The sequence below is a fragment of the Alteribacter keqinensis genome, assembly GCF_003710255.1.
Classification (GTDB): domain Bacteria; phylum Bacillota; class Bacilli; order Bacillales; family Salisediminibacteriaceae; genus Alteribacter; species Alteribacter keqinensis.
In genome coordinates this window covers 2,208,189-2,234,688 of record NZ_RHIB01000001.1, presented here as the reverse complement: position 1 = coordinate 2,234,688, position 26,500 = coordinate 2,208,189, and the positions used below count along the sequence as shown (strand labels likewise).

The window sequence follows — 26,500 nt, the reverse complement described above, 5'->3', positions numbered from 1 at the left end:
ATCTACATAAAAGTAAGAAAGGTGACAGACTATGCGGGACTTTTTGAGGAAAAAAGGCGTTGAGCCTTCTTTCCAGCGATACATTATTGATGCCCTCAGCTATATGGCTCTTGGGTTGTTTTCATCTTTGATTATTGGATTGATCATCCAGACGGCAGGGATTCAGCTGCATATTTCCTGGCTTGAGTCTGTGGGTACAACCGCTATGGGTCTGATGGGACCGGCCATCGGGGTAGCAGTGGCCTATGGATTAAAAGCGCCGAGACTCGTATTGTTTGCGGCGGTAATATCCGGTGCTGCCGGAGCAGAGCTTGGGGGCCCGGCGGGTGCTTTTGCTGCCGCATTGATCTCTACCGAATTCGGCAAGCTTGTATCAGAAGAAACGAAGATCGATATTATTGTGACTCCCTTTGTGACCATTTTGACCGGTGTAGGGGCTGCCACCTTTATCGGTCCAGGCATCCAGACAGGCATGGGGCAGTTCGGACAGCTCGTCATGTGGGCGACTGAACAGCAGCCGTTTTTAATGGGGATTCTTGTGGCTGTTTTAATGGGCCTTGCTTTAACAGCCCCCATATCCAGTGCCGCTATCGCTATCATGCTCGGTCTTGAAGGAATTGCCGCCGGTGCAGCAGCTGTCGGCTGTGCGGCCCAGATGGTTGGCTTCGCCGTGAGCAGCTACAGAGAAAATAAATGGTCGGGCATTGTAGCTCTCGGCATAGGGACATCGATGCTCCAGATTGCCAATGTGGTGAAAAATCCGTGGATTCTGCTGCCTCCTACCATGACCGCGGCCATTCTCGGTCCGTTGTCGACCGTTGTGTTCCAGATGGAAAATTCCAAAGAAGGTGCCGGCATGGGCACAAGCGGTTTTGTAGGACAGATCATGGCATTTAATACGATGGGATTTACAGCTGAGGTTGCTCTTATGGTTGTTCTCCTGCACATTGCTGGACCTGCTGTTATAAGTATTTTATTATCGGAGTATCTGAGGAACCGAGGCGTTATCCAATTCGGAGATATGAAAATTAACCAATCCTAGGAGGAATTTATATGATTTCCATTCAGACGGTTGACCAATTTGAACAAGTAAAGGAAGAAGACGGGGCAGTGATTATGTTTACGGCTGGCTGGTGCCCGGACTGTGTTGTAATCGAGCCTGAAGTGCCGGCGATTGAGGAAAAGTTCTCCGATCTGTCTTTTTATAAAATGGACAGGGATACGTTTATCGAGCAGTGCCAGGAACTTGAAATTTTCGGTATCCCGAGCTTTCTCTTATTTAAAAACGGCCGGGAAGCAGACCGGTTTGTAAGTAAAGACCGTAAAACACGTGAGGAAATCGAGCGGTTTATTGAAGAAGCAATGGAAAAGTAAAGCGAAGCCAGGCTGGGACATAAAGAAAGGGTTTAGCTGAGAATCCGAACAATGCGCTAACATAGCGAAGTATATTTAAGGAGCGATTTAATTACACCGCATATGATGCGTTCGGATTCCCGTTGACTAAAACACTTCTGTCCCAGCCTCTTATATTCAAAAACAGGTTGGTGAGAAAGAAGTACCTGCCCTGTTTAAAGCAGTTCCGATTGCTTTTTATCTCCGGTCCCGCGTGTTAAAATACGTTATAGTCCCGTGAATACAGGAGGATATTATGAAACCTTTAGCAATTAAACGACTGCTCGACGAAAATTTAAAGGACGATCCATTTATTACGTCCTATAATCGAGATAACGAAGCATACAGAGTGGCAGATAAAGAAACGAAAAAAGGGATTACGGTCTCCTTGAATCCTTTAGCTGATAAATTTAAAAAAGACGAGAAAAAAGCGCTCGATGAAGTGCTTCATTATATCCGTGAAGGTGTAAACGCCATGAGTACCTCCGTTGGTGTTAAAGGCAAAGAGAATCAGATCTTTCCGGTGATTCGTTCTACATCCTTTCCAGAGGAAAGCTCTGAAGGTGTAAAGCTTTTGTCGTCGGAGCACACAGCTGAATCCCGTGTTTACTATGCCTTTGACCTGGGAAAAACATATGTACTTCTAAATGAAGATCACCTTGCTCAGGAACAGCTCACGCAAAAAGAAATAGAAGAGGCAGCCCTTTTCAATCTGCGTTCCCTTAAAGCACCGATGAAATCCGATACTGTGGCAGGCAACACATTTTATTTTGTAAATACGAACGACGGGTATGATGCCAGCAGAATCTTAAACGAGGCGTTATTAAAAGAAATGGACAAGAAAGCAAAAGGACAGCTGACTGTATCGATTCCTCATCAGGACGTTCTCATATTCGGGGATATCCAGAATGAACGAGGGTATGATGTCCTTGCCCAAATGGCTTTTTCTTTTTACGCCAAAGGCACATCACCGATTACAGCACTTCCATTTATGTATGAAAAAAGCGAGCTGGAGCCTATTTTCATTCTGGCCCAGCGTAAGCCAAAAGAGTAGTGGAGGGAAGCACATATGAAAGCCTATTATAATCTCGATGGAATCGGTGACATTCTGATTCTGAAGCTTAAAGAAACAGAGAAACAGAATGAGACATGGAAACGGATAAACGGAGTGACTTGCTTTTACGATAAAGACTCAAAAGAAGTAACAGGCTACAATGTGTTTGACTTCTCAAGTTACGGTGAAATTTCAGGTAAAGGAGAAGTTACCTTTACAGACGAGATAAAAGAAGCGGTGAACCTTGCACTTAAACAAAACAAGGTTGACGAAAGAATATAGAGCAGCGTAAAAACCGGCATCCAGCGATGCCGGTTTTGGTTTTGCTGGCTGGTAATGACTCGTTTATAACAGTCTGAAAGCTCATTTTCCAATTTTACGGAGGCGGATCTGGTTATCTTAACATTCAGCCGTGATATCTTAATATAAAACCGGCATATCTTTTACGCAGAAATTAACACAAATCCGCAATAAACAAACGCCACGCGGAACGATTACGACGCCAAAGCCAATCCATGATCAGGTAAGTGGATATTACATACTCTTTCATGGATTAGGACTCCGGTATGAGTGCTTTTCTGTTAGAATGAGATTACCTTATGAAATTGGGATGAAGCCTTTATCTGCTTCTTAGACATACACGACTCAGACATAGATTGAAAAGGTGTGATTAGAATGGGATTTAATTTCCAAAAGTGGATCGGCGAAGTAAAAGGACTCTTTTCAGTAGATGATGAAGGAATTGAGCCGAAGAAGACAACTTCTGAGCCGAAAGGGAAAAGTGCAAAGCCGTCGTTCAGGAAAAATACAAATTCACTCCCCTTGAATAAAGGGGAAGAAGCTAAAATAATACACCAGTATCCTAAGACCGGAGCATTCCGGTTCCCTGTAGTAAAAGATGATGAACCTCTCGGGAAAGATGTACATAACGATCAGTCAGAAAAGAAAAGGCCCTCAACAAAAAGCCGGCGCGTAAGTCATGAGGAAAATCAACAAACGAAAAGTACCGGGAAAAAACCGGTTAAGCGGGAACAAAAAATACAACAGCCCGAACCGGACGCAAAAAGCAAAAAGTTGTTTCAGGGAACAATTTCAAACCATTCAAAAACGCCGGAAGGAAAAACAAAGTTTGGCGGCCGGGACTTCTCGGTAAGACAGATTCCCTCTCCAATATTCGGTTTTGGGGAGCGGGAGGAAGAAACACTTCAAAAGTATCGTGAAGATGTGTTAAATGAGTTTTTGCGTCTGGAAGGCCTTGAGCCAAAGGATACGAGAAAAGAGAGCATTGAAGAAATGGAAAAGGAAACCGGCCTTGATCATGAAACGATTTCTAATGTTCTTACAGAAGCAGAACAAGCAGAAATCATTGACTCAGAAGAGCCGGGCCCAAGAGGAACAAATTCACTTGAGTCAGAAGAAGAGATCATTGAAGAGCCCTCGTTAAAACAACCTGGAGCAACTGAGGAAAATGATGAAGTATATGAAGATAAAATGACCGCAAGTCATTCAGGTGAAGAGCCGGAATCAGCAGAACAGGACACTTCCCGCCTGATAACAGAAGAAGTCGCTGAAAAACCGGAAGAAGACATCCACGAAGGTACCTTCACCACCCCTTCAGAGGACATCGGTCATGATCAATCAGTAGAGCGGGACATGAGTGCAGAGACGCCCGTCACAGTTAATGAAGATAATCAGAACAATGCGCCAAGTGGTTCTTCAGCAGGTGTCGTTCAGGCTGAACGGGATAATCAACCCGTGCTGGATGAGGATGAAGACATACATGAAGAGCCCATGGAGAATACCGACTTTCCTTCTTCAGACGATTTCAGCCGGGAAACAACGGATGATTACACTTCAGAGGCAGCTGCTTCAGTTGAAGTGATAGAACAGAAGCCTATAGAGCAGGCTCCACAAACACAGCGCGCAGTTGCAGAAAAGCCGGCCAAAAAAGAACAACGGACTAACCAGCCTTCTCAAGTTCCATTTAATGTTCTTATGTTTCAACGTGACAGAGTGAAGCACGAGCGAAAAGAGAAGCAGAATCGAGGCAAGGGCGGACTTCCTGAGCTTCATCTTCTTGAAGTACCGCCTAAACGGAGTGAAGAGGACGACCAGGAACTCACGGCACAGTCCACCCTTCTTAACCAGACGCTTGAATATTTCAATGTCCGTGCCAAAGTTGTAAATGTTACACGGGGACCTTCCGTCACCCGTTTTGAAGTCCATCCTGAGCCTGGGGTGAAAGTAAGTAAAATTACAAACCTCCAGGATGACATTAAATTAAGCCTGGCAGCAAAGGATATACGTATGGAAGCACCGATACCCGGGAAGAACACAATCGGCATAGAAGTGCCGAACCGAAAGTCCGATCCGGTTTTTTTACGTGATATTTTGAAAAGTCGTTCGTATATTCAAAGTGAGTCCCCTTTAACTGCGGCTCTCGGTGTCGACATCGCCGGGCAGCCGATCGTAACAGATCTGCAGAAAATGCCGCACGGGCTTATCGCGGGTGCTACTGGTTCCGGTAAAAGTGTGTGTGTAAATGCCATACTTCTCAGCCTGTTGTACAAAGCCTCCCCTAAAGATGTACGCTTTTTGCTGATCGATCCGAAAATGGTGGAGCTCGCTCCTTATAACGGTATTCCTCATCTTGCTGCTCCGGTTATAACGGATTCGAAGGAAGCGACACAGGCCCTGAAATGGGCGGTAGAAGAAATGGAGCGCCGCTATGAGCGCTTTGCAGAAACAGGCTCACGGGATTTAACGCGCTATAATAAAAAAATGAGGGAACAGGGGAAAGAAGGTCAGGTTTTTCCTTACCTCGTCGTTGTAGTAGATGAGCTGGCTGACCTGATGATGGTTTCCCCGCAGGATGTAGAAGAAGCAATCTGCAGGATTGCCCAAAAAGCAAGAGCCTGCGGTATTCACCTTCTTGTGGCTACCCAGCGTCCTTCTGTAGATGTAATCACGGGTCTTATTAAAGCCAACATCCCGACAAGAATTGCGTTCTCTGTATCCGCACAGACTGATTCAAGAACAATACTGGATGCCTCAGGAGCCGAAAAGTTACTTGGAAGAGGAGATATGCTATTCTTAGGGAACGGTGAATCCAAATCCGTTCGTCTCCAGGGAGCCTTTGTATCGGACGATGAGATTGAGCGTGTAACAGAGCATGTGAAGAAAAGTGGTCCGCCACGTTTCTTATTTGAAAGAGAAGAACTTCAGGCACAGGAGGCCCATGATGCTGATGATCCGATGTTTGAAGAGGTGTGCCGGTTTATTATCGATCAGCAGGCAGCATCTTCTTCACTCCTTCAGCGCCGCTTCAGAATGGGATTCAACCGGGCAGCACGACTGATTGATATGCTTGAAGAGCGGGGAATTATTTCACCATCAAAAGGCAGTAAGCCCCGCGATGTATACCTGACTCATGAAGAGCTGGATGAAAATTTTGTAGAAAAAGGGTAAACTAAGACTACACTCTTTTACTCTTTTTATATACAATAGCTAGTAAATGGAGCTTACCGTTCCATTAAATCCTCTTTACGCACAAGTGAATCTGCACGTTCCGTAGCATGAAGAACAAGCAAAGGTAACAAAAAACTAGTCACAGGAGGGATCGACATGGAGCACCTTCCATTGGTTAACCTAGTTCAATTTGTTTCACCGCATTGGCTTCGCATGTTAAAGGAAGAAGAGCAACTACAGCTGGTCGTCATCCGTGACGGCATCAGTTGCGTAAGTGAAGAGGATTTGATCGAAATTGTAGAAGCTGTCATTAATGAAAAAAGGCAGCATGCAATATACCACTAAGAGGATTGAACTTGCGCCGGGGCAAGCCGGCGCAGATTCCCTCTTTTTTTAAAATGAGGAGCAGTCAGATGAAGGAAATTTCTTTGAAGCTTAACGGCGAAATTAAACGATTGACAAACACTACATTTAAATTTGATGAGCGGATTGGAGAAGGCTGGTTCTCTGCTGTTTATTTCTTGAAAACAAAAGAAATTGCCGAGAAGTATCATCCGGATAACGAAGTTCTTATGCAGTTTTTCCAGAAAAAAAATGCCGTTCTCTGCGGGACGGATGAAGTCATTGCCCTGCTTAAAACATTTGCTGAAAATCCTGAGGAGCTGGAGATCCACTCCCTCGAAGACGGAGACAAAATAGAGCCGTTTGAAACGGTCATGACCATTAAAGGTCCTTACCAGAACTTCGGTTACCTTGAAGGTGTCATTGACGGAATTCTTGCACGGAGAACGTCTGTTGCAACCAATGTTTATGAAGTGGTGAAAGCAGCACGATCCGGAGGAGTAGACAAGCCAGTGATTTTTATGGGCGACCGTGATGATCACTATACCCAACAGGCCGGAGACGGTTATGCAGCATACATAGGCGGGTCAAGAGCCCAGGCCACACACGCCATGAATGAATGGTGGGGAAAAAAAGGAATGGGGACAATGCCTCATGCCCTCATTCAGTTATTTAAAGGAGATCTTGTAGAAGCCTGCCGTGCTTACCATGAGACCTACCCTGAAGATGATCTCATGGCTCTTGTGGATTACAACAACGATGTGATTACGGACTCACTTAAAGTAGCGAGAGAGTTTGGAGACAAGCTCAAAGGGGTAAGGGTAGATACGTCCAATACACTTGTTGATAAGTATTTCTCAAGGAATCCTGAACTCCTTGGGACATTCGATCCCCGCGGGGTAAACCCTAAACTGTTGTTTGCTCTCAGGGAGGCACTGGATGAAGAAGGGTATACCCATGTTAAAATTGTAGCATCCGGCGGGTTTGATGCAGAACGGATATCCAGATACGAAGAGATCCATGCGCCTGTGGATATTTACGGAGTGGGCAGCAGCCTGCTAAAACTGAATGTTCCATTTACCGGGGATAATGTTTTGCTTGACGGAGAGCACCAGGCAAAGCTCGGAAGGAAGTACCGCCCGAACCCACGGCTGGAACCGATTAATTTAAATGAGTAAACGCCCCGGGTTGCGCCAGTTATTCTGTCGCAGCCTTTTCATTTCGCATGGAGAGGAAGTGCCTGTATGGATCAAAAACGCACCTCTTTCATAGTAGATTTTAATGAGCTTAAAAAGGAAAAACAGCGAAAGAGTGATCAGGCCTTGATGGATGTCTACGGGCTTTTGTTTACATATGTGGAAAAACAGGCGAACTTAAGAGAAAAAATCAGGGCGAAGCATCTGTTTTCCCATAAGATTGATTTTCCACGGAATCAGGCATTTGATCAGTCCCTGCAGCTTCATTTTGAGCACTGGTTTGTGTTTGATTATGTGACGGTAATCGGTTCACGGATTTTTGATCTGTTTGTCCGCGATTATAAAAACGAACTCTCAAAGCCGATGCTGGATTTGTGCGGACATTTAATGCTAATGACGCTCGAGCCTGTTAAAGTACTCAAAGAAACGAGAGAGCGGTTAACGGTCGAACGGAAATTAACTGGGGACATCGAAGAAGTAGAATCGTTTTTAATAACAGCTGAGGTTTCAAAAGGCGATTTTGCCTTTATGCGTATCGTACCGGCGGGTTTCAGCCATAAAATAATCGGTCCTGTATTTATTATAGATGACAGTGATGTGAAACGTGTGGAAGCACAGGTGAATGATGCCATTGACTCGACGGGTAAAGAAGTGGAGAACGTCAGGGTGAAACGGTTTTTGAAAGAGTACGGGGTCGATTTTATGAGGTATGCCAAACACAGATAGAAGGCAGTGGAAAAAGTTAAAGAACGAACTTTTTCCAGTGCCTTCAGATAGAGGTTTCAGATTGAATAAAAATGGAAAAGGTTACATTAGTATACAAACAGACCAAAAGCTCTTTGCAGCTTTTGCAAATCGATGGGACAAGAGTACTAACCGGCTTGTAACTTTAGATGCATGAAAGTGGAGTGATGGTTGAAGCTTTCTTAATCTGCTATAATGGGTTAGTATTTTATAAGGTATTCCCGAAATCAGGCTGTAGGCATATACTTATGGTAACGGCTTAGACGCATTCGGGCACCATTTATGTGATTACTCAATTTTGGAGGTCCAATTATGACAATGTTTCATTTTATCGGGATAAAGGGATCAGGGATGAGCGCCCTTGCGCAAATTCTAAGTGATATGAAATATGATGTACAAGGTTCAGATGTAGATAAGGTCTTTTTTACACAAAAGCCCCTTGAAGAGAAGGGCATTCCTCTTTATTCATTTAATAAGGAAAACATTCAGGATGGCCAGACGATTATTGCTTCTGCAGCCTATGGTGAAGATCATGAAGAGGTTCAGGCGGCGAAAGACAAAGGGATTGACGTTCAGCCTTACCCTACGTTTTTAGGCGAGTTTATTCAACGCTTTACGAGCATTGCCATTACAGGTTCTCACGGGAAGACATCGACTACAGGCTTAATGTCCCACGTGTTGCAGCAGGCTAAGCCTACGTCCTACCTTATCGGGGACGGAACAGGGAAAGGTGAGGAAGACAGCGAGTACTTTGTGTTTGAAGCTTGTGAGTACCGACGGCATTTCCTTCACTATCACCCGGACTATGCTATTATGACAAACGTGGATTTTGACCACCCGGATTATTTCAAAGATGTGGCCGATGTGTTCTCGGCATTTCAGGATATGGCCAAACAAGTAAAGAAGGCCATTATCGCATGTGGAGATGACGAGCATCTTCAGCAGATTAATGCCCAAGTCCCGGTTGTCTATTACGGATTTGGTGAGCAGAATGATTTCCAGGCCAAGAATGTTACTGTGGACTCTACAGGAACACACTTTGACGTGTTTGTAAGAAACACAGCGTACGGTTCATTTACCATCCCGGGATTTGGTAACCACAATATCCTGAATGCCCTTAGTGTGATAGCGTTATGTGAGTATGAAAACATTGACGTGTCCATTGTTCAGGAGCATCTGAAAACATTCTCAGGTGTTAAACGCCGTTTCAGTGAAAAAACATTCGGTAATCAGGTTCTGATTGATGACTATGCGCACCACCCGACTGAAATTGCTGTTACGATTGAAGCAACGAAGCAAAAGTATCCGAACCGTGAAGTGGTTGCGATCTTCCAGCCTCATACATTTACGCGGACACAGACGTTTCTTGATGATTTTGCAGAAAGCCTGAAAGAAGCAGACAAAGTATATCTGTGCGATATCTTTGCTTCTGCCCGTGAAAAAGCGCAGGCCTTATCAATTCAGGATCTGCAGAGCCGTATTCCCGGCTCCATCCTGGTGGATGAGGAATCTGTCAACCAGCTCGTTCAGCACGAAAGCGGCATTCTGTTGTTTATGGGAGCAGGGGACGTTCAAAAGTTTCAAAATGCCTATGAAAGTCTTGCAGAATAAGCAGCATCCAGAAGCGAATTCAAATCATTGGGTTCGCTTCTTTTCACATGAAAAAACTGACCGAAAAGCACCGCGGTGCCTTAAAGTCAGTTTGTCATTGATTACTTCAGATTTTCAGGATTGAGGGATTTAAGATCATCTGTAACAAAGCAGCCATTTTCACGGATCAGCTCGCCGTCAAAGTAGATGTTACCACCGCCGTATTCCTGGCGCTGGATGTAGACGATATCCCAATGAATGGCAGAGTCGTTGCCATTGTAGGCATCATCATATGCCTGACCGGGTGTGAAATGGAAGCTCCCGTCAATTTTTTCATCAAATAGAATGTCCTGCATCGGATGCTTAATGAATGGGTTAACACCGATGGCGAATTCACCGATAAAGCGGGCCCCTTCATCTGTATCAAAAATCTGATTGATCTTTTCTGTGTCATTTGCTGTGGCATTTACAACCTTGCCGTTTTCAAATGTGAGCTCAATGTTTTCATAAGTGAATCCCTGGTATGGGGAAGCCGTGTTATAACGGATCGTTCCGTTAACGGAATCACGGACAGGTGATGTGTAGACTTCACCATCAGGAATGTTCATTGTTCCGGCACATTTAATGGCTGGGATGTCCTTAATGGAGAAAGTAAGGTCTGTCCCTTCACCTGTAATCCGTACCTGATCCGTGTTGTTCATGCGGGTCACCAGGGCGTCCATAGCCTCGTTCATTTTGCTGTAGTCAAGGTTGCAGACATCAAAGTAGAAGTTTTCAAATGCCTCTGTACTCATTTTCGCAAGCTGGGCCATTGATGCTGTCGGGTAACGAAGGACAACCCATTTTGTTTTCGGTACCCGGATATGCCGGTGAACCGTCGTGCCGACTGTCTGTGAGTGCAGACTCATTTTTTCTGCAGGAACATCTGATAATTCTGTGATGTTGTCGCCTGCGCGAAGGCCGATGTACGCGTCCATCTTTTCCATTGCAAACGCTTCGATCTGAGCCTGGAGCTGCTGCTGCTCGTTTGAAGCGCCGGTAAAAAGGGTACGGTTAATTTCATGGTCCTTCAGTAAAACCTGCGGATTTCCACCGGCGGCATAGGCCTCTTCAACGAGTGCCTTGACCAACTCTTTTTGAATTCCGAAGTTCTCGATTAAAATATTTTCTCCTTTTTGCAAATTGACGGAGTAATTAATCAGGTTTTTGGCTAATGTTTGAATACGGGGATCTCTCAAAAGTATCTCCTCCTTCATTTATGTAAGGACGAATGTCCTTCTTTAGTTTAACTGAAAAGAGGAAGGAACGTAACAGGAGGAAATCTTTCTTTTTTTAAAGGAATAAGTACAAAATATGTAGAATATTGTACAAGGGCAGGTGCCTTTGAAGACGTATAGGAGGTGGATAGACATGGAATGGTTAGTATATGTAAGTGCACTCATTGCAGCAGTCGCCTTTGCTGTTCTCGTTGTCTATGTGATTGGTACACTTAAAGCTGTAACAAAAACACTTGAAAGCGTGTCAGTAACGGTTGAAGGAATGGAGAAGCAGATTGATGGTATTTCGAAAGAATCAACGGAACTTTTACATAAAACGAATCTGCTCGCAGATGATATTCAAAGAAAGTCTGATTCCTTAAATGGTGTATTTGACTCAGCCAAAGAGCTTGGGGATTCACTTAAAACAGTCAATCAGTCCGTCAGAAAGATGTCTGATGCAGTAAGTCAGCGTGCAAATGAGAACACCGAACAAGTTGCACAGACGGTCAAATGGGCGAATGCAGCCATGGACGTCTGGGCTAAATGGAAAGCAAAGCGTGCAGAAACGGAAGTAAAACCCAACACGGTTGAAAAACCTATCAGAAAACATGGGGAGGAATAGATTATGGTAAATCGAAATGAAGAAAGCAGCGAGATGAATACGAAGGATTTTCTAATCGGTACCCTGCTTGGTGGGATAGTAGGTGCTTCTACTGCCCTGCTCCTTGCTCCGAAATCCGGTAAGGAACTTCGCGGAGAAATTAATGAAGGTGCGAAGCTGGCTAAGGAAAAGACCACTGAATTTGCAAGTACGGCAAAAGAGAGTACATCTAACTTTGCCCAGACTGTATCTGAACAATCCAATACACTTGTTGAGCGGGTGAAGGAGCTTACACGTGCAGTAAGAAAAGACGTGGAAGAGTTAACCGAGTCAGCTGAAAGCCTGACTAACGATCTTCAAGGAGCCGGTGAAGAGATTGCTGCAAGCGTGAAAAAAGAAGTAGAAGAGCTTCAGCGCTCCGTAGAAGAACTGGTCCGTGAAGTTGAAGAGAAAGAAAAGCAGAAAATTAATTCAGAATCCGACAACAAATAAAGGAGTTTATTTTATGAGTATGACAAAGATCTCGACCGTCCAGGAGTGGGAAAAGCTCCTCAAAGATAATGAGCATTTTTATTTTCTCAAAAACAGTACTACTTGTCCGATTAGTACACAGGCATTCAATGAAACAGAGAATTTCAGTGAAGAGGAGAAGAGTGTTCCTGTGTTTTATCTTGATGTACAGGAGGCCCGTTCCCTGTCCAATGAGATTGCCAACAGGCTGAATGTAAAGCATGAGTCGCCTCAGGCTTTCCTTATTCAGGATGGCGAAGTCAAATGGCACGATTCCCACTGGAATGTGACAAAAGAGACCCTTGCACGTGCATTAAATCAATAAAGTTGAAGCCTCCGGAAGTTATCATTTCCGGAGGCTTTTTTATAGTACTGTTCATTAAAGCCAGTCTTTGGCGGAACTCACGGGCTGAAAGCGTGTTTGGGAGAGATGCCCTGGCCGTCAAGGGAAGGAATAATACTAAATGATAAAAACTGAATCAGGGTGCGGCATGAATGTCCTCAGATATGCTTGCAAGAATCTTTCAACCGTAAGTCCAGGAGTCTGCGGACATTCGGTCTGCAACAATTCCCTCGACAAAATAAGGAGGGTTAATAAAGGAGAAACGTTCATGGGTTACCGATATCTAAGTCTCCTGAGAACCCAAACCAGAGACAATATCACTGGTGTAAGTAAAATAAGGCAGCGGAAGGCGTTCGCATGGAGTTCCTAAAATAATCCTAAGGGGTTCAAGTATTGTTAAAAACAGCCTTAAGGATATCAAAAGCGATGTTTCTTAATCTTGATGGATATGTGAAGATGACGAAGGCGCAAAGGAGAAAACTATATAAGTTACGCCACCTCTTGTTAACAAACGTCATCGCATACAAAAAATAGGTAGCTGTCACGAAAAGAAACAGGCAAGCATAGAGTAACAAAATAAAAAATTTAAAATAATTTGAACGCTAAAATCCCATCATGACAAGGCTCATTTACTTTAGTGCTTAAAAGCGTTTAAGTTATAAAGAAAAAATGGGTGACAGAAAGAATCGTATCGTTTATAATAGTCCCTAATCGAAAAGAATAAGGTCAACACGATGCAAAGGAGAGGAGTTATCAGCTATGGGTAACGAACAGTTAGAAGAGTTGAGAAAAGAATTAGACGAGGTCAACTTGCAATTAGTGAAGTTGATAAATGAGAGAGCAAAGTTAGCGAAGGAAATTGGGCGGGTAAAAAGTGCCCAGGGTCTAAATCGCTTTGACCCTGTTCGAGAACGAAAAATGCTGGATATGATTTCAGAAAACAATCAGGGGCCGTTTGAAACATCGACCCTTCAACATATCTTCAAGCAAATCTTTAAAGCAAGTCTGGAACTTCAGGAAGACGATCATCGAAAAGCACTGCTTGTATCACGAAAGAAGCAGGCTGATGACACAGTTGTAGAAATTAACGGAGAGCGCGTTGGTGATGGTCAGCAGCGGTTAATCGCCGGACCATGTTCAGTTGAAAGCTACGAGCAGGTAGACGCTGTTGCAGCTGCCCTTAAGAATCAAGGTGTTAAATTCCTGCGTGGTGGAGCGTTTAAGCCAAGAACATCTCCATACGACTTCCAGGGGCTTGGTGAAGAAGGACTTAAGATTTTAAGAGATGTAGCAGACAAGCACGGACTTGCTGTAATCAGTGAAATTGTTAACCCTGGTGATATCCCGATGGCAGTCAATTATGTTGATGTCATTCAAATTGGTGCCCGTAACATGCAGAACTTCGAGCTGCTAAAAGCTGCAGGAAGTGTAGACACGCCGGTCCTTTTAAAGCGCGGACTCTCTGCAACAATTGAAGAATTCATGAACGCAGCAGAGTATATTCTATCTAAAGGAAACAAAAATGTAATGCTTTGTGAGCGCGGTATCCGCACTTATGAAAAAGCAACACGAAACACCTTGGACATTTCAGCTGTTCCAATTCTTAAACAGGAAACGCATTTACCGGTATTCGTGGATGTAACACATTCAACAGGCCGCAGAGACTTACTGCTTCCAACGGCTAAAGCAGCTCTTGCCATTGGTGCAGACGGGGTTATGGCAGAAGTACACCCGGACCCTGCTGTTGCTCTTTCAGACTCTGCCCAGCAAATGGACATTGATGAGTTCAATGACTTCATGGCGAAGCTTGAAGAGTCAGGGCTTTACAAATCTCAAAAGAAAGTCGTTAAAGGCTAGTCTTCAATGAAACACAGCCGCTCTCAGTAGTGATTACTGAGGCGGCTTTTTGCTGTGCCGCAACTCTATATACCTTTTACTATCTTACGACAGCCTGAGTCGGAAGCGGAGAAACCGCAGTTTAAATGTATAGGGATATGGAGAAAGTGTCAACCTAAGAAAAAACAGGGTGTGAGACATGATGAAGCAAGTAATGTGGCTGTTTTGCTGTTTGGCTCTTTTCTCGGGATTTGCGGTAGGATGCGGGAATTCCGGCGAAGACGGTGCAATGGAATACACTGGATTTACAAATCAGGCTGATGCAGAAAAAGAAAAGGGAAAAATCATTAATTTTCTCTCTGAGGCAGAGTCTCACATTCGCAAGCCATTATCTGAAACTCAACTGAACGAAGAAGGGGTTACGGTTTTTCAATCCTTCACGACGAAAGAAGAGCTTGATGAATATCTGCAGCAGGTATTATCCGATGAGCTTGCAGACACCGTATCTGAGAAAATGACCGACCTTAGCCGCAGCAGAGAAGGAGAATACCTTGCAGCTGTCCGTGGTGTAAGATGGCCTACCATTCTTGATGCTGATCCTCTGACAATAAATATTGTTGAGCACAGTAAGACTCAAACGGTTATGGAGATGGATGTTGTACAAAATGGAAGAACAAACAGACTCCAGTATAAAGTAATGAAAGAAAGTGACGGAGAGAATCCAAAAGTCGTTCAGAAAACCATTCAGTACAATTAGACATTATTTTCATGGATAATAGGTATTTATTAAAAAATAACTGAGAAATATTTCGTTTTGTATCAATACAGGGGCACAAAATGTCGATATAAATAAAGAATTTGCGCCCCTCCTTAAAGTGTCGTATCATAGCATTACGTTATGAAAACATGAAAGCCATAATATGGTAATTTATGCAAGGAGGACTATAAATGAATATTACGATTTATGACGTAGCAAGAGAAGCGGGGGTTTCTATGGCAACGGTTTCCCGTGTCGTTAACGGAAACCCAAATGTGAAACCTACCACAAGAAAGCGTGTCCTGGAGGCAATTGAGCGATTGGGCTATCGTCCAAATGCGGTAGCGCGGGGACTCGCAAGCAAGAAAACGACCACAGTGGGTGTAATCATCCCTGATATTTCAAGTATCTTTTTTGCAGAACTGGCAAGAGGAATTGAAGATATCGCTACAATGTACAAATACAACATTATTCTTTGTAACTCTGACCAGAACAAAGAAAAAGAAATTCATCTAGTTAACACTCTTCTGGAAAAACAGGTGGACGGACTGATTTTTATGGGAGGAGAAATTACAGAGGAACATGCCCAGCAGTTTAAGCAGTCTCCTGTACCGGTTGTCCTTTCAGCAACAGTGGATAAGGACAGAGAATTCCCAAGTGTAAACATCGACTACGAACAAGGTGTCTACGACGCAGTCAAAGACTTCATTGATAAAGGACATGAAAGAATTGCAATGTTATCGGGAACACTTGAAGATCCGATCAATGGCTATCAGAAGTTTGCCGGGTATAAGCGTGCTCTGAGTGACGCAGGACTTGAACTTAACGACGACTATGTTGTAATCGGGGATTACACATACGATTCAGGTCTTGAAGCAATGGACTCACTGACTTCTCTTGAAGACAAGCCTACAGCTATTTTCGCTTCTACTGACGAAATGGCTCTTGGTGTTATTCATGGTGCGCAGGACAAAGGGTACAAAGTACCGGAAGACTTTGAAGTAATCGGCTTTGACAATACAAGGCTTGCTTCCATGGTACGTCCGACATTAACATCTGTTGTTCAGCCTATGTACGATATCGGCGCTGTTTCCATGCGGCTGCTGACTAAATATATGAATAAAGAAGAAGTCAATGATGATGTTGTATTATTGCCGCATCGCATTGAGTATCGCGATTCGACGAAATCGTCCGATTGATATAAAAGACAAAGACCAATCGGATGGTAAAGAAGATGGGGAGAGGAAATATGAAGAAACTCGATTACTTTACACCGATTGGGATCTTTGTCGGTCTGACAATGATTTTGTTTGCAATCTTCTTTAATGCCGGCCCTGGCAACTTCCACTTTTTCGTTCAATGGACATCGATTGTCATTGTTCTTGGTGGGCTGTCAGCAGCAATTTTGATTAACTTTTCAAAACAAGAACTGGCTCTTTTACCGAAAGTCTTTAAAGAAGTCTTTCATTCTAAGGATTATGACTTGCAAAACCTGATAACCACGTTTAAGTCTCTATCTACAAAAGCGAGAAGAGAAGGGCTGCTGGCTTTGGAAATGGGGCTTGAAGAAGTCGAGGATCCGTTTATTGAAAAAGGCGTTCTTCTTGCTGTGGATGGAATTGAGCAGGAAACGATTAAGGATATTCTTATGGCTGAAGTTGTGGCTATGGAGGAACGGCATCGTAAAGGTCGCTACATAATTGAAAAAGCAGGGGAGTATGCCCCTGCCTGGGGTATGATTGGTACACTTGTCGGTCTGGTCCTTATGTTACAAAATTTAAATGACCCTGCAACCCTTGGTCCGAATATGGCTATTGCATTACTTACAACATTATACGGAACGCTTCTTGCAAATCTGGTGTTCCTGCCTATGGCTAACAAGCTTGAGAATAAAACAGAAGAAGAAGTGTTCATCAAACAGATCATTATTGAAGGCATTCTCGGGGTTCAGTCAGGCCAGAATCCAAAGGTACTTGAAGAAAAGCTTGGTGCGTTTCTACCGGCAAGGATTAAAGAAAAAGAGGCAGAGGCAAGGGAAGGAGAAGCCGCCTATGATCAGGCGTAGAAAACAGAACTCTTCCAAAGGTGCCCCAAAGTGGATGGTCACCTTCTCTGACCTGATGACATTGATCCTCGTTTTCTTTATTCTGCTGTTTTCAATGAGTGTAGTTGATTCTCAGAAGTTTCAGGCTCTGGCAGAATCTTTTCAGGACCGTGCGATTTTTGATAATTTCCCATCTCTTATACCTGCAGATCATCCTTCTGAAGAAAAAGAGGTAAAAGCAGATCCGTTTGAAATGGAAGAAGATTCTTTTGAAACGTTGCTTGATTTAGAGGAAGAAGAAAATGAAGAACTCGATAAACTCCTTCAGGAAGTAAATGAGTATTTGGAAGAATATGAGTTGAAGGAAGAAATATCGGCCTCACGTGATGAACGGGGCGTTGTACTCGTTCTGCAGGAACAGACGCTCTTTCGGTCTGCCCAGGCTGATGTCCTGGAAGGGGCAAGACCGTTTCTGGACAAGGTAGGTACCCTTCTAAATGAAATTCCTAATATTGTTAAGGTTGAAGGACATACAGACAGCCGCCCCATCAGTACGACAGTCTACCCTTCCAATTGGGAGCTGTCAGGAGCGAGGGCTTCCAGTGTCATCAGGCACTTAATTGATGAGAACAGCCTTGATCCTGAACGTTTTATGGCAGTAGGGTATGGAGACACCCGTCCGGTAGCCCCTAATTCCACTGAGGAAAACCTGAGGCAGAACCGCCGGGTTGTGATTGTTATTTCCGATCCGGAATACGATCGTAAAGACATGTTCTAATTTGATATAATCATCCACTTTTTTACTATTTCCGGGGAAATCCTTCACCCGGATCTTTTTTTCGTCTTTTTCCGATAGATGTTGCTTCAGGAATAGACAGGAGTGGCAATTCTCTTTACAATGAACATGGATAAGATTCTGAAAAAGGCGGGAACCAACATGAGAGTAGGCATTATTGGAGCAATGAAAGAAGAAATTGAATACTTTTTAAAGCAAGGAACTTCCTTTACTGAAGAGAAGAAAGCTCACTTAACATTATATAAAGGATCGTGGCACGAGCATGAAGTTGTTATTACCAGGTGCGGGGTAGGAAAAGTTAATGCAGCAGTAACAACACAAATACTGATCGACCTGTACAATGTGGAAGCGATACTTTTTACAGGTGTGGCAGGTGCTCTTGCCCCTTCACTGGAAGTGGGGGACTTAGTCGTATCCACAGCGTGTATTGAACATGATCTCGATGCGAGCCCTCTTGGATTTAAACGCGGAGAAGTACCGATGTTTAATGGTCCTTCAACATTTCCGGCAGATGAAAAGCTTGTTTCACTGTCATATGAAGCTGCTAAAGATCTGAATGTGTCAGCAGTAATGAAAGGAATCGTGTTGAGCGGGGATCAGTTTATCGCAGACTGGGATCAGGTAAATGAACTGCGTGAGATGTTTGAAGGTGCTTGTGTAGAGATGGAGGGGGCGGCTGTCGGACATGCAGCTATGGTCAATAATGTTCCTTTTGTTATTCTGCGATCCATTTCCGACAAAGCGAATGGAGAAGCAGCAGGGAGCTTTACAACGTTTGTGGAAGAATCTGCAGAGCGTTCTGCCAAAATCGTTGAGCAGATGCTGAGCCGAATGTAATCACCTTAAAAAAGAGTCTTTATCAGAGTTCACTCCTGAAAAGACTCTTTTTTTTGTTATATCTGCACATTTTTATGCTGCTTGAAAATAGGTTCAAGCGCTTTTTGGACCGTACGCGCGTTCTTTTTCTCAATCTCCTTTTTCCGCGGGATTTCAGGGTACATCCCGGCGTCATCGAACCATCTGGCAGGTAATGTTTCAGGAGAAAAACCTTTCCATTTGTCGATCCAGCTTTGCGGGATCGGTGATTTTGTGAGATCTTCGGCCTGATCGGTCATTTCAAGCCAGATAAGGGACCATGCTCTTGGAACAACACGCCAGATATCATAGCCGCCCCCTCCGACAGCAATCCAGCGTCCTTCACAAAACTGATGAGCAATATTGTGAGCGAGCTTTGGGATTTGATGATAGATTTTCATCGTTGAACACAGGTGGGTAAGGGGGTCGTAGTAGTGAGAATCTGCCCCGTTCTGCGTGATAATAACATCCGGACGAAAATACTCTGCAACAGCCGTAATGGCTTTTTCGTAGCAATCCAAAAACGAGTCATCTTCAGTAAACGCTTCCAAAGGCACATTAAAGGAATAACCATATCCTTCACCCGAACCTCGTTCAGCTACATTTCCTGTACCGGGAAAAAGGTAGCGGCCTGTTTCATGAAGGGAGAGCGTGCATACATTCGGGTCGTCATAAAAAGCCCACTGTACTCCGTCACCATGGTGGGCGTCAGTGTCAATGTACAAAACCCTCGCATCATACTTTTTTCTCATGTACTCGATTGCGATGGAACTGTCATTATATATACAAAATCCTGATGCTTTACCCTTAAAGCCGTGGTGGAGGCCGCCGCCTAAATTCAACGCATGTTCATAGCTGCCTTCAAAAATAGTATCTACAGCGGTTAAGGTACCACCAACAAGCCATGATGCAGCTTCGTGCATGTGCGGGAAGGCAGGGGTATCCTCAGTACCAAGACCGTATGTAGAAGAAAAAGAAGTCTTGTTTTCTTCTGAACTGGCTTTTTTTACAGCTTCCACATATTCTTTTGTATGTACCAGCAGAAGTTCTTCTTCGGTAGCCATGCGCGGGGGAATAATATCACTGTCTCTTAATGCGCCGAGTTTAAACAGCAGATCGTTTGTTGTTTCAAGCCTTTTTTGATTAAAAGGGTGGTGTTCATTAAAACGGTAGGACAACTGCTCTGGAGAGTAAACAAATGCTGATTTTTTCTTCATAAAGACATCCCCGTATCCAAGCTGGGCCATGTCACCTTATAGTTATTTTCTTCAATACTGAGAACGAGCTTTCTTGTATCCATCGTCTGTACACGGAAAACCAGGACTTTCTTTTCAGGATTTTTACTCGGATACACAAGTACACTCTGGATATTTACTCCCATCTCACTCACAAGGCTGGCGACTTTGGTAAGCATACCTGCTACATTGGGAACTTCTACTTCCAAACGTGAAGTAGGCAGGTCGGCACCCGTCAATCTTACAAGCGTTTTTAGAAGATCAGAGTCAGTAATAATTCCTACGAGGATTTCTTCACGCTCAATGGGAAGACAGCTGAACTGATTTTCCACCATGACTGTAGCCGCATCTTCGACAAAATCTGTCGGAAGCCCTGTAATAACATCAGTAACCATAATTGAGGCTACCTGCTTTTCGGCAAAAGACGTTTCAGACGGGTTAAAAATTGAAGGGCTGGCATCTCTTAAATCCCTGTCGGAAACAATGCCTTCAATTCTGCCGTCTTCATCAGTGACTGGCAGATGGCGGATTTTATACTTCTCCATTAATGTAAATGCTTCAGTGAGTGAAGTGGAGGCGGTTACAGAAACGACATCGGTTTTCATTATTTCTTCCAGCATCATAAAGCATCCCTCGTTTCCAAAATGTCAGAACATGTATTTGTGTTTAAACCGTATGCGGTTGAACTCGTGAACCGAATCTGGCCCGACACGGCTGCCGATTTTTGCCATAAGGCAGTTTGCAGGGTGTGAGCAGATTTCCGGGTCGTCTGTGGCATACCATTCAAGGCCCCCGGCTTTCATGACTTTCTCCATCACATCTCTGTATTCCCAGATGGACAGACCGGTTCCTCTTAAATCCCAGTGCCAGTAATACTCTGTGGTGATGATAATATAATCTTCCATTGCGTCATCCATCATGGAGACTTTCAAAATATTCTTGGCCAGATTGTAACCACGATACTCTGAAGAAACCTCAATAGCGCCAAGTTCAATCAGGTTATCAATGTTTGCTTCAGACCACCTTTCAAGGGGGTCGGGATAAAGGAAAGTGGCGTATCCGACAATTTTATCTCCATCCCTGGCCACGATTATCCGGCTCTCCGGCATCTCGACAACTTTCATTAGTGCTTCTTTCTGCTTATCCGGTGGACGAAAGGCAACCAGTCCCTCATCCATTGTAAAGCTCTCAAGTGCCTCTTTTTCGACAGGACCTTCTACTAAAATGTTTTTATCACGATCTGTTATTTCATAGGAGTGGTATGTTTTTCGGTGCTTCACGGGCAGCCCACCTCTTCCACTAATCTTACCAGTCATAAATCTCTTTACCTTTTTCATTCCACAAGAGTGACAGCATTAACCACTATATTAACTGCATGATTTTACTATATCATACTCCTGAAATACAATGGTTAAATGACAAAAAATTCACACTTTTGTTAAAGTACGAGGTTAAAGGAATAAGAAGTGACTGTAATCACAGTTTTCTCCATATTTTTGTGGGAGAAATATTTTGTCAGCGAGCTTTTGGTATAACAAAATAAAAGTAAAAGAAGCTGTCCAATGAGGTTCTTTGGACAGCTTCTAAAGCATTGGACGAATCCGTTGTCATTATTGTCAGGGTGTCTTACTCCCTTTTTCATTAAAACAGGCAAAGTCAGGAATGGCGTTAATCTTCCTCTTCGTCATCCTCATCCTCATCTTCATCGTCCTCGGATTCATCTTCCGGTTCATCGTCATCCTCATCCTCATCGTCATCGTCATCCTCATCGGAATCGTCGTCCCCGTTACCATTACCATTACCATTACCATTGCCATTACCATTACCATTACCATTGCCATTACCATTACCATTACCATTACCATTGCCATTACCATTGCCATTACCATTGCCATTACCATTGCCATTATCGTTACCATTGTCCGAATCATCCTCATCATTGCCGGAATCATCGTTATCTCTGCTTCCGGAGTCTGAATCGCTGTCGTCATCGTCATCATCATTAGATGATCCTCCTGAGCCGACTCTGACCGGACTTCCCTGACTTGATTCACGGCCGGCTACATCGACAGCTGTTACGATGTAGTATCCGGAAGAACCTGAGTAAGAGAATGATTCATCCCAACGGACACTCTCTACCTTACTGAAGCTTCCATTTTCTGAGGAAGATCGGTAAACCCGGTAACCGACTACATCGTCATCAGGATGAGAGTTCCATGTGACGGAACTTCCTGATGTGGAGACACTTGTAAGTGTTCCTGGTCTCTGACCGTTATCCGGTGCTTCCTCATCCGGTACTAACGTATCCCAGTCATCAGGGATATATTCAGAAATATCACCACCAAAGTCGAAGTACTCCTCTTTCACTGACACACCGGCTTTCGTGAATTCAGAAGGTGTAGAGTCTAGTGCTAAGTAGTTATCATCTCCGACTTTCACAAAGCGGACACGCTGCAGACTGTCATCGCGTTCAGTTGGAACGTGTTCTGCGTTAAACAGGTCTGTTGTTACTAATCCAGCTTCACGGCAAAGATCAGAAGGAAGCAAACCTGAAATTCCACATACTTCCTGACGGACAATCCCGCTCGGCTGCTGGAAGTTCTCACCAGAGTCCATTAAATCAGGGTTAATCTCATAGGCTACATTCGCAAGCTCGGCCCACATGGTCTGAACACGTCTGGAGTAGCTTGGAGTACCATCATATTCACGGGCGTCGTGAGGAAGGGACAGGTTATCGCGGTAACCAAACCAGACACCCATGGAGATATTAGGGTTACTTCCGACAAACCAGGCGTCCCGAACTCCCTGAGAAGTACCGGTTTTACCTGCTAAATCACTTGAAAAGTCCAGCATGCTTGGAAGAGCTGCTGCGGTACCGCCGCCGGATTCAAGCACGTCTCTTAACATGTCAATCGTCAGATAGGCTGTCTGCTCTGAGTAAACCTCTCTTTCAAGAGACTCGTGCTCATAAATGATTTCGCCGTCAGGTCCTTCAATGCGTTCCACCATATAACTGTCTTTATATTTTCCGTTTCGGGCGAAAGTAGCGTAGGCATTTGTATTATTTTCAACACTTACGACACTTGTTCCCAAAGGGAGAATCTCTACCATTTCATGGTTATCAGAAATTAGGTTATTATTTACGAGGAAACCTTTAATTTCTTCTGTATTTCCGCGGTTATATTCTCTGACAGCGGGAACATTTCGTGAACGCTGCAAAGCTTCTCTGATTGTTATAAGACCATCATAATTATCATTAAAGTTTGTTACATTATGCTCTTCGACAGGTGTTTCATAAGGTGCGTCAGGTGAAATGAAGCCAGGCTGTACGTCGCCGGATTCCATCAGAGCTGCGAATGTGAAAGGCTTCATTGTCGAACCGACTGAAGTTCTGGCCTGTGTGGCAAAGTTAAATTCCATGTCAGGATCACGTCCGCCGACGAAGCTGATAATTTTACCTGTATCATTTTCAATAAGCATGGAGCCCAGCTCTTGCATTGCATCATACTTGATTTCTTCATCATTTTCTTCGTCATAATCTTCAACAGTAAGGTCCTTGTAAAACAGGTCGAAGTTTTCAACCACTTCCTGCTGGGCATCGAAGATATCTTTGTCAATCGTCGTATGGATATGATAACCGCCGCCGCGGATTTCACGAATAGCTTTCTCACGGTATTCATTCACGACGTCACGCCGTTCATCTTCGTCTTCAATTTCAGAGAGGTCAATCTCATCTTCTTTCAAAAGCTTTTGCGTGATCTTCGTTTCGACGCGGTTAAGCACTTCATAGGTCACTTTAGGGTAAAGGTCGTAGTTATCTTCAACCCTTTCTGTCAGATCAGCAACAATATCATAATCCCGATACTTTTCGTACTCTTCGGATGAGATATAGCCGTGGCGGTACATACGGTCTAGTACTGTACGCATTCTTCGTACGCCTGGGTGATCCTGATCAAAATTCTCTTTCACTTCTCCGGTTCCTGTAAACGGCGTGTAACCGAAAGGACTCTGGGGAAGCCCTGCTATAAAGGCAGCCTGCGGGATGTTCAGTTCATCAGCCTCAACACCGAAAATTCCCTGTGCTGCAGACTGTGCACCCGCAATCTGACGGCCATTGGCATTACGTCCGAATGGGACGATGTTTAAATACGCTTCAAGAATTTCATCTTTTTCGAAAAACTGCTCCAGTCTCATGGCGAGCAGGATTTCCGTTGCTTTTCGGTCAAAGGAAACTTCGCTGGATAAAATCTGGTTTTTAATGAGCTGTTGAGTAAGTGTACTTCCCCCTGTCTGAACAGTGGAATTGGCAAACTCCTGATATGTAGCCCGTAATAATGCTTTAGGCACGATACCCTCGTGCTCATAGAAATACTCGTCTTCTGTTGCAATAACGGCGTCGATTAGATGGTTGGAAATCTCATCAAGCTCTCTTGGATGACGCTCCAGATCAGAGCGGACTTCACCCATCTCTACGTTATCTGCAAAGTAAATAGTGGATGTTTCTTCATAGTTGTATATATCTTCTTTCATTTCTTCATAGCCACGAATTGGTTCATCTTTTACAAGGGATGCAAAATAACCGGCTCCGGCACCTCCGACAAAGAAGATACTCATAAGTCCCAGTACAGCAAATATTAAAAATAAATTCCAAACAACCTGAGATGTTACCCGGAAGCCTTTGACAACCGATCTGGTCTCACGGCGCCGGAATAAATCTCCGAATGAAAATTTTTTATCTGACATCGTTTAAAACCCCCTAGAAAGTCAACAATATTATAGCATATAATGTAATTGGTTTAATACATTATGGGTGTATTTGTCGTTATATTGGTTTGACAGTCATCCCGTATTATGATAAAAATAATGCAGTTAATACAGTTATAAGCAATGATGAGAAAGCAGTAGCAGACGACTCCCTGTCTTTAGAGAGCCGGTGGTTGGTGAAAACCGGAACAAAGGCGTCCTGTGAATTACATCTTTGAGCTTCCAAGTGCATTGGCGGCGAGCGGACCGTTATCCGTGAGTGGAAAGTGATGAATATTCACTTTCAACGAGGGTGGTACCGCGAGCATCTCGTCCCTTTATTGGGAGGAGGTTTTTTTGTGTTTTAAATGAAGGGCTTAAGACTGTTTTCGAAAAGTGCAAATTAAAAATGAGGTGAGAAACCATGATGTTACTTGAAGAATTGAAGTACCGCGGACTGGTCAACCAGATGACTGATGAATCCGGTCTGACGGAATTGTTAAATAAAGAGAAGGTGTCATTGTATTGCGGATTTGATCCAACAGGAGACAGCCTTCATATTGGTCACCTGCTTACAATCATTACCCTTCGCCGATTCCAGCTTGAAGGTCATAAACCACTTCCTCTTGTAGGAGGGGCTACTGGGCTGATCGGTGATCCGAGTGGAAAAAAAGCTGAGCGTACGTTAAATGAACAGAGTGTTGTCGAAGGATACAGTGACAAGATCCGCGAACAACTGAAGCGTTTCCTCGATTTTGACGGTGAAAACGGAGCTGAACTTAAAAATAACTACGACTGGATCAGTGAAATGAGCGTTGTAGATTTCCTACGTGATGTAGGGAAAAACTTCAGCCTTAACTACATGCTGGCGAAAGATTCCGTTGAATCCCGTATTCAATCAGGAATCTCATTTACAGAGTTTAGTTACATGATCCTCCAGTCTTATGATTTCTACCATTTATATAAAGAAGAGAACTGTAAGCTGCAGATCGGGGGTAGTGACCAGTGGGGAAACATCACTGCAGGTCTTGAATTTATCCGCAAAATGTACGGTCAGGATGAAGATGAAAAAGCCAAGGCATTTGGATTTACTATTCCCCTTGTCACGAAAGCTGACGGTACGAAGTTTGGCAAAACAGAAGGGGGGGCAATCTGGCTTGACCCTGAGAAGACGTCTCCTTACGAATTCTACCAGTTCCTTTTAAATACGGACGACAATGATGTGATTAAGTTTCTGAAATTCTTTACATTTCTGTCTCAGGATGACATCTCTGCTCTTGAAAAAGAAGTGGCAGAGCGTCCACACGAACGTGCGGCACAGAAGCGCCTTGCTGAGGAGCTGACTGCTTTTGTACATAATGAAGGTGCGGTTCAACAGGCTAAAAACATTTCTGCTGCATTGTTTGGCGGGGGAGACTTAAAGGCGTTATCAGCTGATGAAGTGATGCAAGGCTTCAAGGATGTTCCTTCCTTCACAATTGAAGAAGGGAAAGGTCTGATTGATGTACTCGTTGAGGGTGGTGTTTCTCCTTCTAAACGACAGGCCAGAGAAGACATCAAGAACGGTGCTGTGTACATCAACGGAGACCGCTGCCAGGAGATGGACAAATCGATGGGGCCGGAAGATAAAATCGATGGTCAGTTTACGATCATCCGACGCGGAAAAAAGAAGAATTTCCTTGTTCATTACAAGGGATAAAAGAAGAGCCGGTTCCTTTGGGAGCCGGTTTTTTTG

General features: G+C 44.0%; 24 protein-coding genes and 1 other annotated feature. Of the genes, 19 read left to right on the top strand and 5 right to left on the bottom strand.

Features of this window, described 5'->3' with window-relative positions; all coding sequences use genetic code 11:
* Nucleotides 1–31: 31 nt before the first annotated feature.
* From EBO34_RS10830 to murC, 9 genes are all read left to right on the top strand, one after another.
* Nucleotides 32–1,042 carry a PTS sugar transporter subunit IIC gene (locus tag EBO34_RS10830; RefSeq protein WP_122898131.1) on the top strand — a complete coding sequence of 337 codons (1,011 nt, stop codon included), beginning with the start codon at nucleotides 32–34 and terminating at the stop codon, nucleotides 1,040–1,042.
* Nucleotides 1,043–1,053: 11 nt separating this feature from the next.
* Nucleotides 1,054–1,374, top strand: coding sequence for a thioredoxin family protein (locus EBO34_RS10825; protein WP_122898129.1), 321 nt, complete (start codon nucleotides 1,054–1,056; stop codon nucleotides 1,372–1,374).
* Nucleotides 1,375–1,648: 274 nt separating this feature from the next.
* On the top strand, nucleotides 1,649–2,446 hold the full coding sequence (locus tag EBO34_RS10820) for a DUF1444 domain-containing protein (RefSeq protein WP_122898127.1): 798 nt from the start codon (nucleotides 1,649–1,651) through the stop codon (nucleotides 2,444–2,446).
* 15 nt (nucleotides 2,447–2,461) lie between these two features.
* On the top strand, nucleotides 2,462–2,728 hold the full coding sequence (locus tag EBO34_RS10815) for a DUF4479 domain-containing protein (RefSeq protein ID WP_122898125.1): 267 nt from the start codon (nucleotides 2,462–2,464) through the stop codon (nucleotides 2,726–2,728).
* 393 nt (nucleotides 2,729–3,121) lie between these two features.
* Nucleotides 3,122–5,914: a DNA translocase FtsK gene (locus EBO34_RS10810; protein WP_122898123.1), complete on the top strand. Its 2,793-nt coding sequence runs from the start codon at nucleotides 3,122–3,124 to the stop codon at nucleotides 5,912–5,914.
* 156 nt (nucleotides 5,915–6,070) lie between these two features.
* A complete protein-coding gene (locus tag EBO34_RS10805; protein ID WP_122898121.1) occupies nucleotides 6,071–6,259 on the top strand; it encodes a hypothetical protein in 189 nt (62 codons plus the stop codon).
* 68 nt (nucleotides 6,260–6,327) lie between these two features.
* Complete coding sequence (locus EBO34_RS10800) at nucleotides 6,328–7,434, top strand: nicotinate phosphoribosyltransferase (protein WP_122898691.1); 1,107 nt, start codon at nucleotides 6,328–6,330, stop codon at nucleotides 7,432–7,434.
* A gap of 66 nt (nucleotides 7,435–7,500) precedes the next feature.
* A complete protein-coding gene (locus tag EBO34_RS10795; protein WP_122898119.1) occupies nucleotides 7,501–8,178 on the top strand; it encodes a hypothetical protein in 678 nt (225 codons plus the stop codon).
* 330 nt (nucleotides 8,179–8,508) lie between these two features.
* Nucleotides 8,509–9,807, top strand: coding sequence for a UDP-N-acetylmuramate--L-alanine ligase (gene murC, locus EBO34_RS10785; protein WP_122898115.1), 1,299 nt, complete (start codon nucleotides 8,509–8,511; stop codon nucleotides 9,805–9,807).
* A 101-nt stretch (nucleotides 9,808–9,908) separates the two neighbouring features.
* On the opposite strand, the gene EBO34_RS10780 is transcribed toward murC, so the two are convergent.
* Nucleotides 9,909–11,024: an aminopeptidase gene (locus EBO34_RS10780; RefSeq protein WP_122898113.1), complete on the bottom strand. Its 1,116-nt coding sequence runs from the start codon at nucleotides 11,022–11,024 to the stop codon at nucleotides 9,909–9,911.
* A gap of 172 nt (nucleotides 11,025–11,196) precedes the next feature.
* On the opposite strand from EBO34_RS10780, the gene EBO34_RS10775 reads away from it, so the two are divergent.
* The 9 genes from EBO34_RS10775 (at nucleotide 11,197) to EBO34_RS10735 (ending at nucleotide 18,769) form a co-directional block, all read left to right on the top strand.
* Nucleotides 11,197–11,667, top strand: coding sequence for a DUF948 domain-containing protein (locus EBO34_RS10775; protein WP_122898111.1), 471 nt, complete (start codon nucleotides 11,197–11,199; stop codon nucleotides 11,665–11,667).
* A 3-nt stretch (nucleotides 11,668–11,670) separates the two neighbouring features.
* Nucleotides 11,671–12,138, top strand: coding sequence for a YtxH domain-containing protein (locus EBO34_RS10770; RefSeq protein ID WP_122898108.1), 468 nt, complete (start codon nucleotides 11,671–11,673; stop codon nucleotides 12,136–12,138).
* Nucleotides 12,139–12,151: 13 nt separating this feature from the next.
* On the top strand, nucleotides 12,152–12,481 hold the full coding sequence (gene ytxJ, locus EBO34_RS10765) for a bacillithiol system redox-active protein YtxJ (RefSeq protein WP_122898106.1): 330 nt from the start codon (nucleotides 12,152–12,154) through the stop codon (nucleotides 12,479–12,481).
* A 777-nt stretch (nucleotides 12,482–13,258) separates the two neighbouring features.
* Nucleotides 13,259–14,356, top strand: a complete 1,098-nt coding sequence (locus tag EBO34_RS10760) for a bifunctional 3-deoxy-7-phosphoheptulonate synthase/chorismate mutase (RefSeq protein ID WP_122898104.1) — start codon at nucleotides 13,259–13,261, stop codon at nucleotides 14,354–14,356.
* Between the two features lie 178 nt (nucleotides 14,357–14,534).
* Nucleotides 14,535–15,092 (top strand): hypothetical protein, encoded by a 558-nt coding sequence (locus EBO34_RS10755; RefSeq protein WP_122898102.1) that lies wholly within the window; start codon nucleotides 14,535–14,537, stop codon nucleotides 15,090–15,092.
* Nucleotides 15,093–15,283: 191 nt separating this feature from the next.
* Nucleotides 15,284–16,291 (top strand): catabolite control protein A, encoded by a 1,008-nt coding sequence (gene ccpA / locus EBO34_RS10750; protein ID WP_122898100.1) that lies wholly within the window; start codon nucleotides 15,284–15,286, stop codon nucleotides 16,289–16,291.
* A gap of 50 nt (nucleotides 16,292–16,341) precedes the next feature.
* Nucleotides 16,342–17,157, top strand: coding sequence for a flagellar motor protein MotP (motP, locus tag EBO34_RS10745; RefSeq protein ID WP_122898098.1), 816 nt, complete (start codon nucleotides 16,342–16,344; stop codon nucleotides 17,155–17,157).
* Nucleotides 17,147–17,914, top strand: a complete 768-nt coding sequence (gene motS / locus EBO34_RS10740) for a flagellar motor protein MotS (RefSeq protein WP_122898689.1) — start codon at nucleotides 17,147–17,149, stop codon at nucleotides 17,912–17,914. The genes motP and motS overlap by 11 nt, the downstream gene beginning before the upstream one ends.
* Before the next feature lie 159 nt (nucleotides 17,915–18,073).
* Nucleotides 18,074–18,769, top strand: coding sequence for a 5'-methylthioadenosine/adenosylhomocysteine nucleosidase (locus EBO34_RS10735; RefSeq protein ID WP_122898687.1), 696 nt, complete (start codon nucleotides 18,074–18,076; stop codon nucleotides 18,767–18,769).
* A gap of 56 nt (nucleotides 18,770–18,825) precedes the next feature.
* Here EBO34_RS10735 and EBO34_RS10730 read toward each other — a convergent pair whose 3' ends face one another.
* The 4 genes from EBO34_RS10730 to EBO34_RS10715 all read right to left on the bottom strand — a co-directional run bounded on the left by EBO34_RS10730 (nucleotide 18,826) and on the right by EBO34_RS10715 (nucleotide 24,765).
* A complete protein-coding gene (locus tag EBO34_RS10730; protein WP_122898096.1) occupies nucleotides 18,826–20,004 on the bottom strand; it encodes an acetoin utilization protein AcuC in 1,179 nt (392 codons plus the stop codon).
* Entirely contained in the window at nucleotides 20,001–20,645 is a 645-nt protein-coding gene (locus EBO34_RS10725; protein WP_122898094.1) for an acetoin utilization AcuB family protein, read from the bottom strand. The genes EBO34_RS10730 and EBO34_RS10725 overlap by 4 nt, the downstream gene beginning before the upstream one ends.
* Nucleotides 20,646–20,669: 24 nt before the next feature.
* On the bottom strand, nucleotides 20,670–21,302 hold the full coding sequence (locus EBO34_RS10720) for a GNAT family N-acetyltransferase (RefSeq protein WP_122898092.1): 633 nt from the start codon (nucleotides 21,300–21,302) through the stop codon (nucleotides 20,670–20,672).
* A 388-nt stretch (nucleotides 21,303–21,690) separates the two neighbouring features.
* Complete coding sequence (locus EBO34_RS10715) at nucleotides 21,691–24,765, bottom strand: transglycosylase domain-containing protein (protein ID WP_122898090.1); 3,075 nt, start codon at nucleotides 24,763–24,765, stop codon at nucleotides 21,691–21,693.
* 135 nt (nucleotides 24,766–24,900) lie between these two features.
* Nucleotides 24,901–25,106: a binding site (T-box leader), on the top strand.
* 83 nt (nucleotides 25,107–25,189) lie between these two features.
* Here EBO34_RS10715 and tyrS point away from each other — a divergent pair.
* On the top strand, nucleotides 25,190–26,464 hold the full coding sequence (gene tyrS, locus EBO34_RS10710) for a tyrosine--tRNA ligase (protein ID WP_122898088.1): 1,275 nt from the start codon (nucleotides 25,190–25,192) through the stop codon (nucleotides 26,462–26,464).
* The last annotated feature ends 36 nt before the right edge of the window (nucleotides 26,465–26,500 follow it).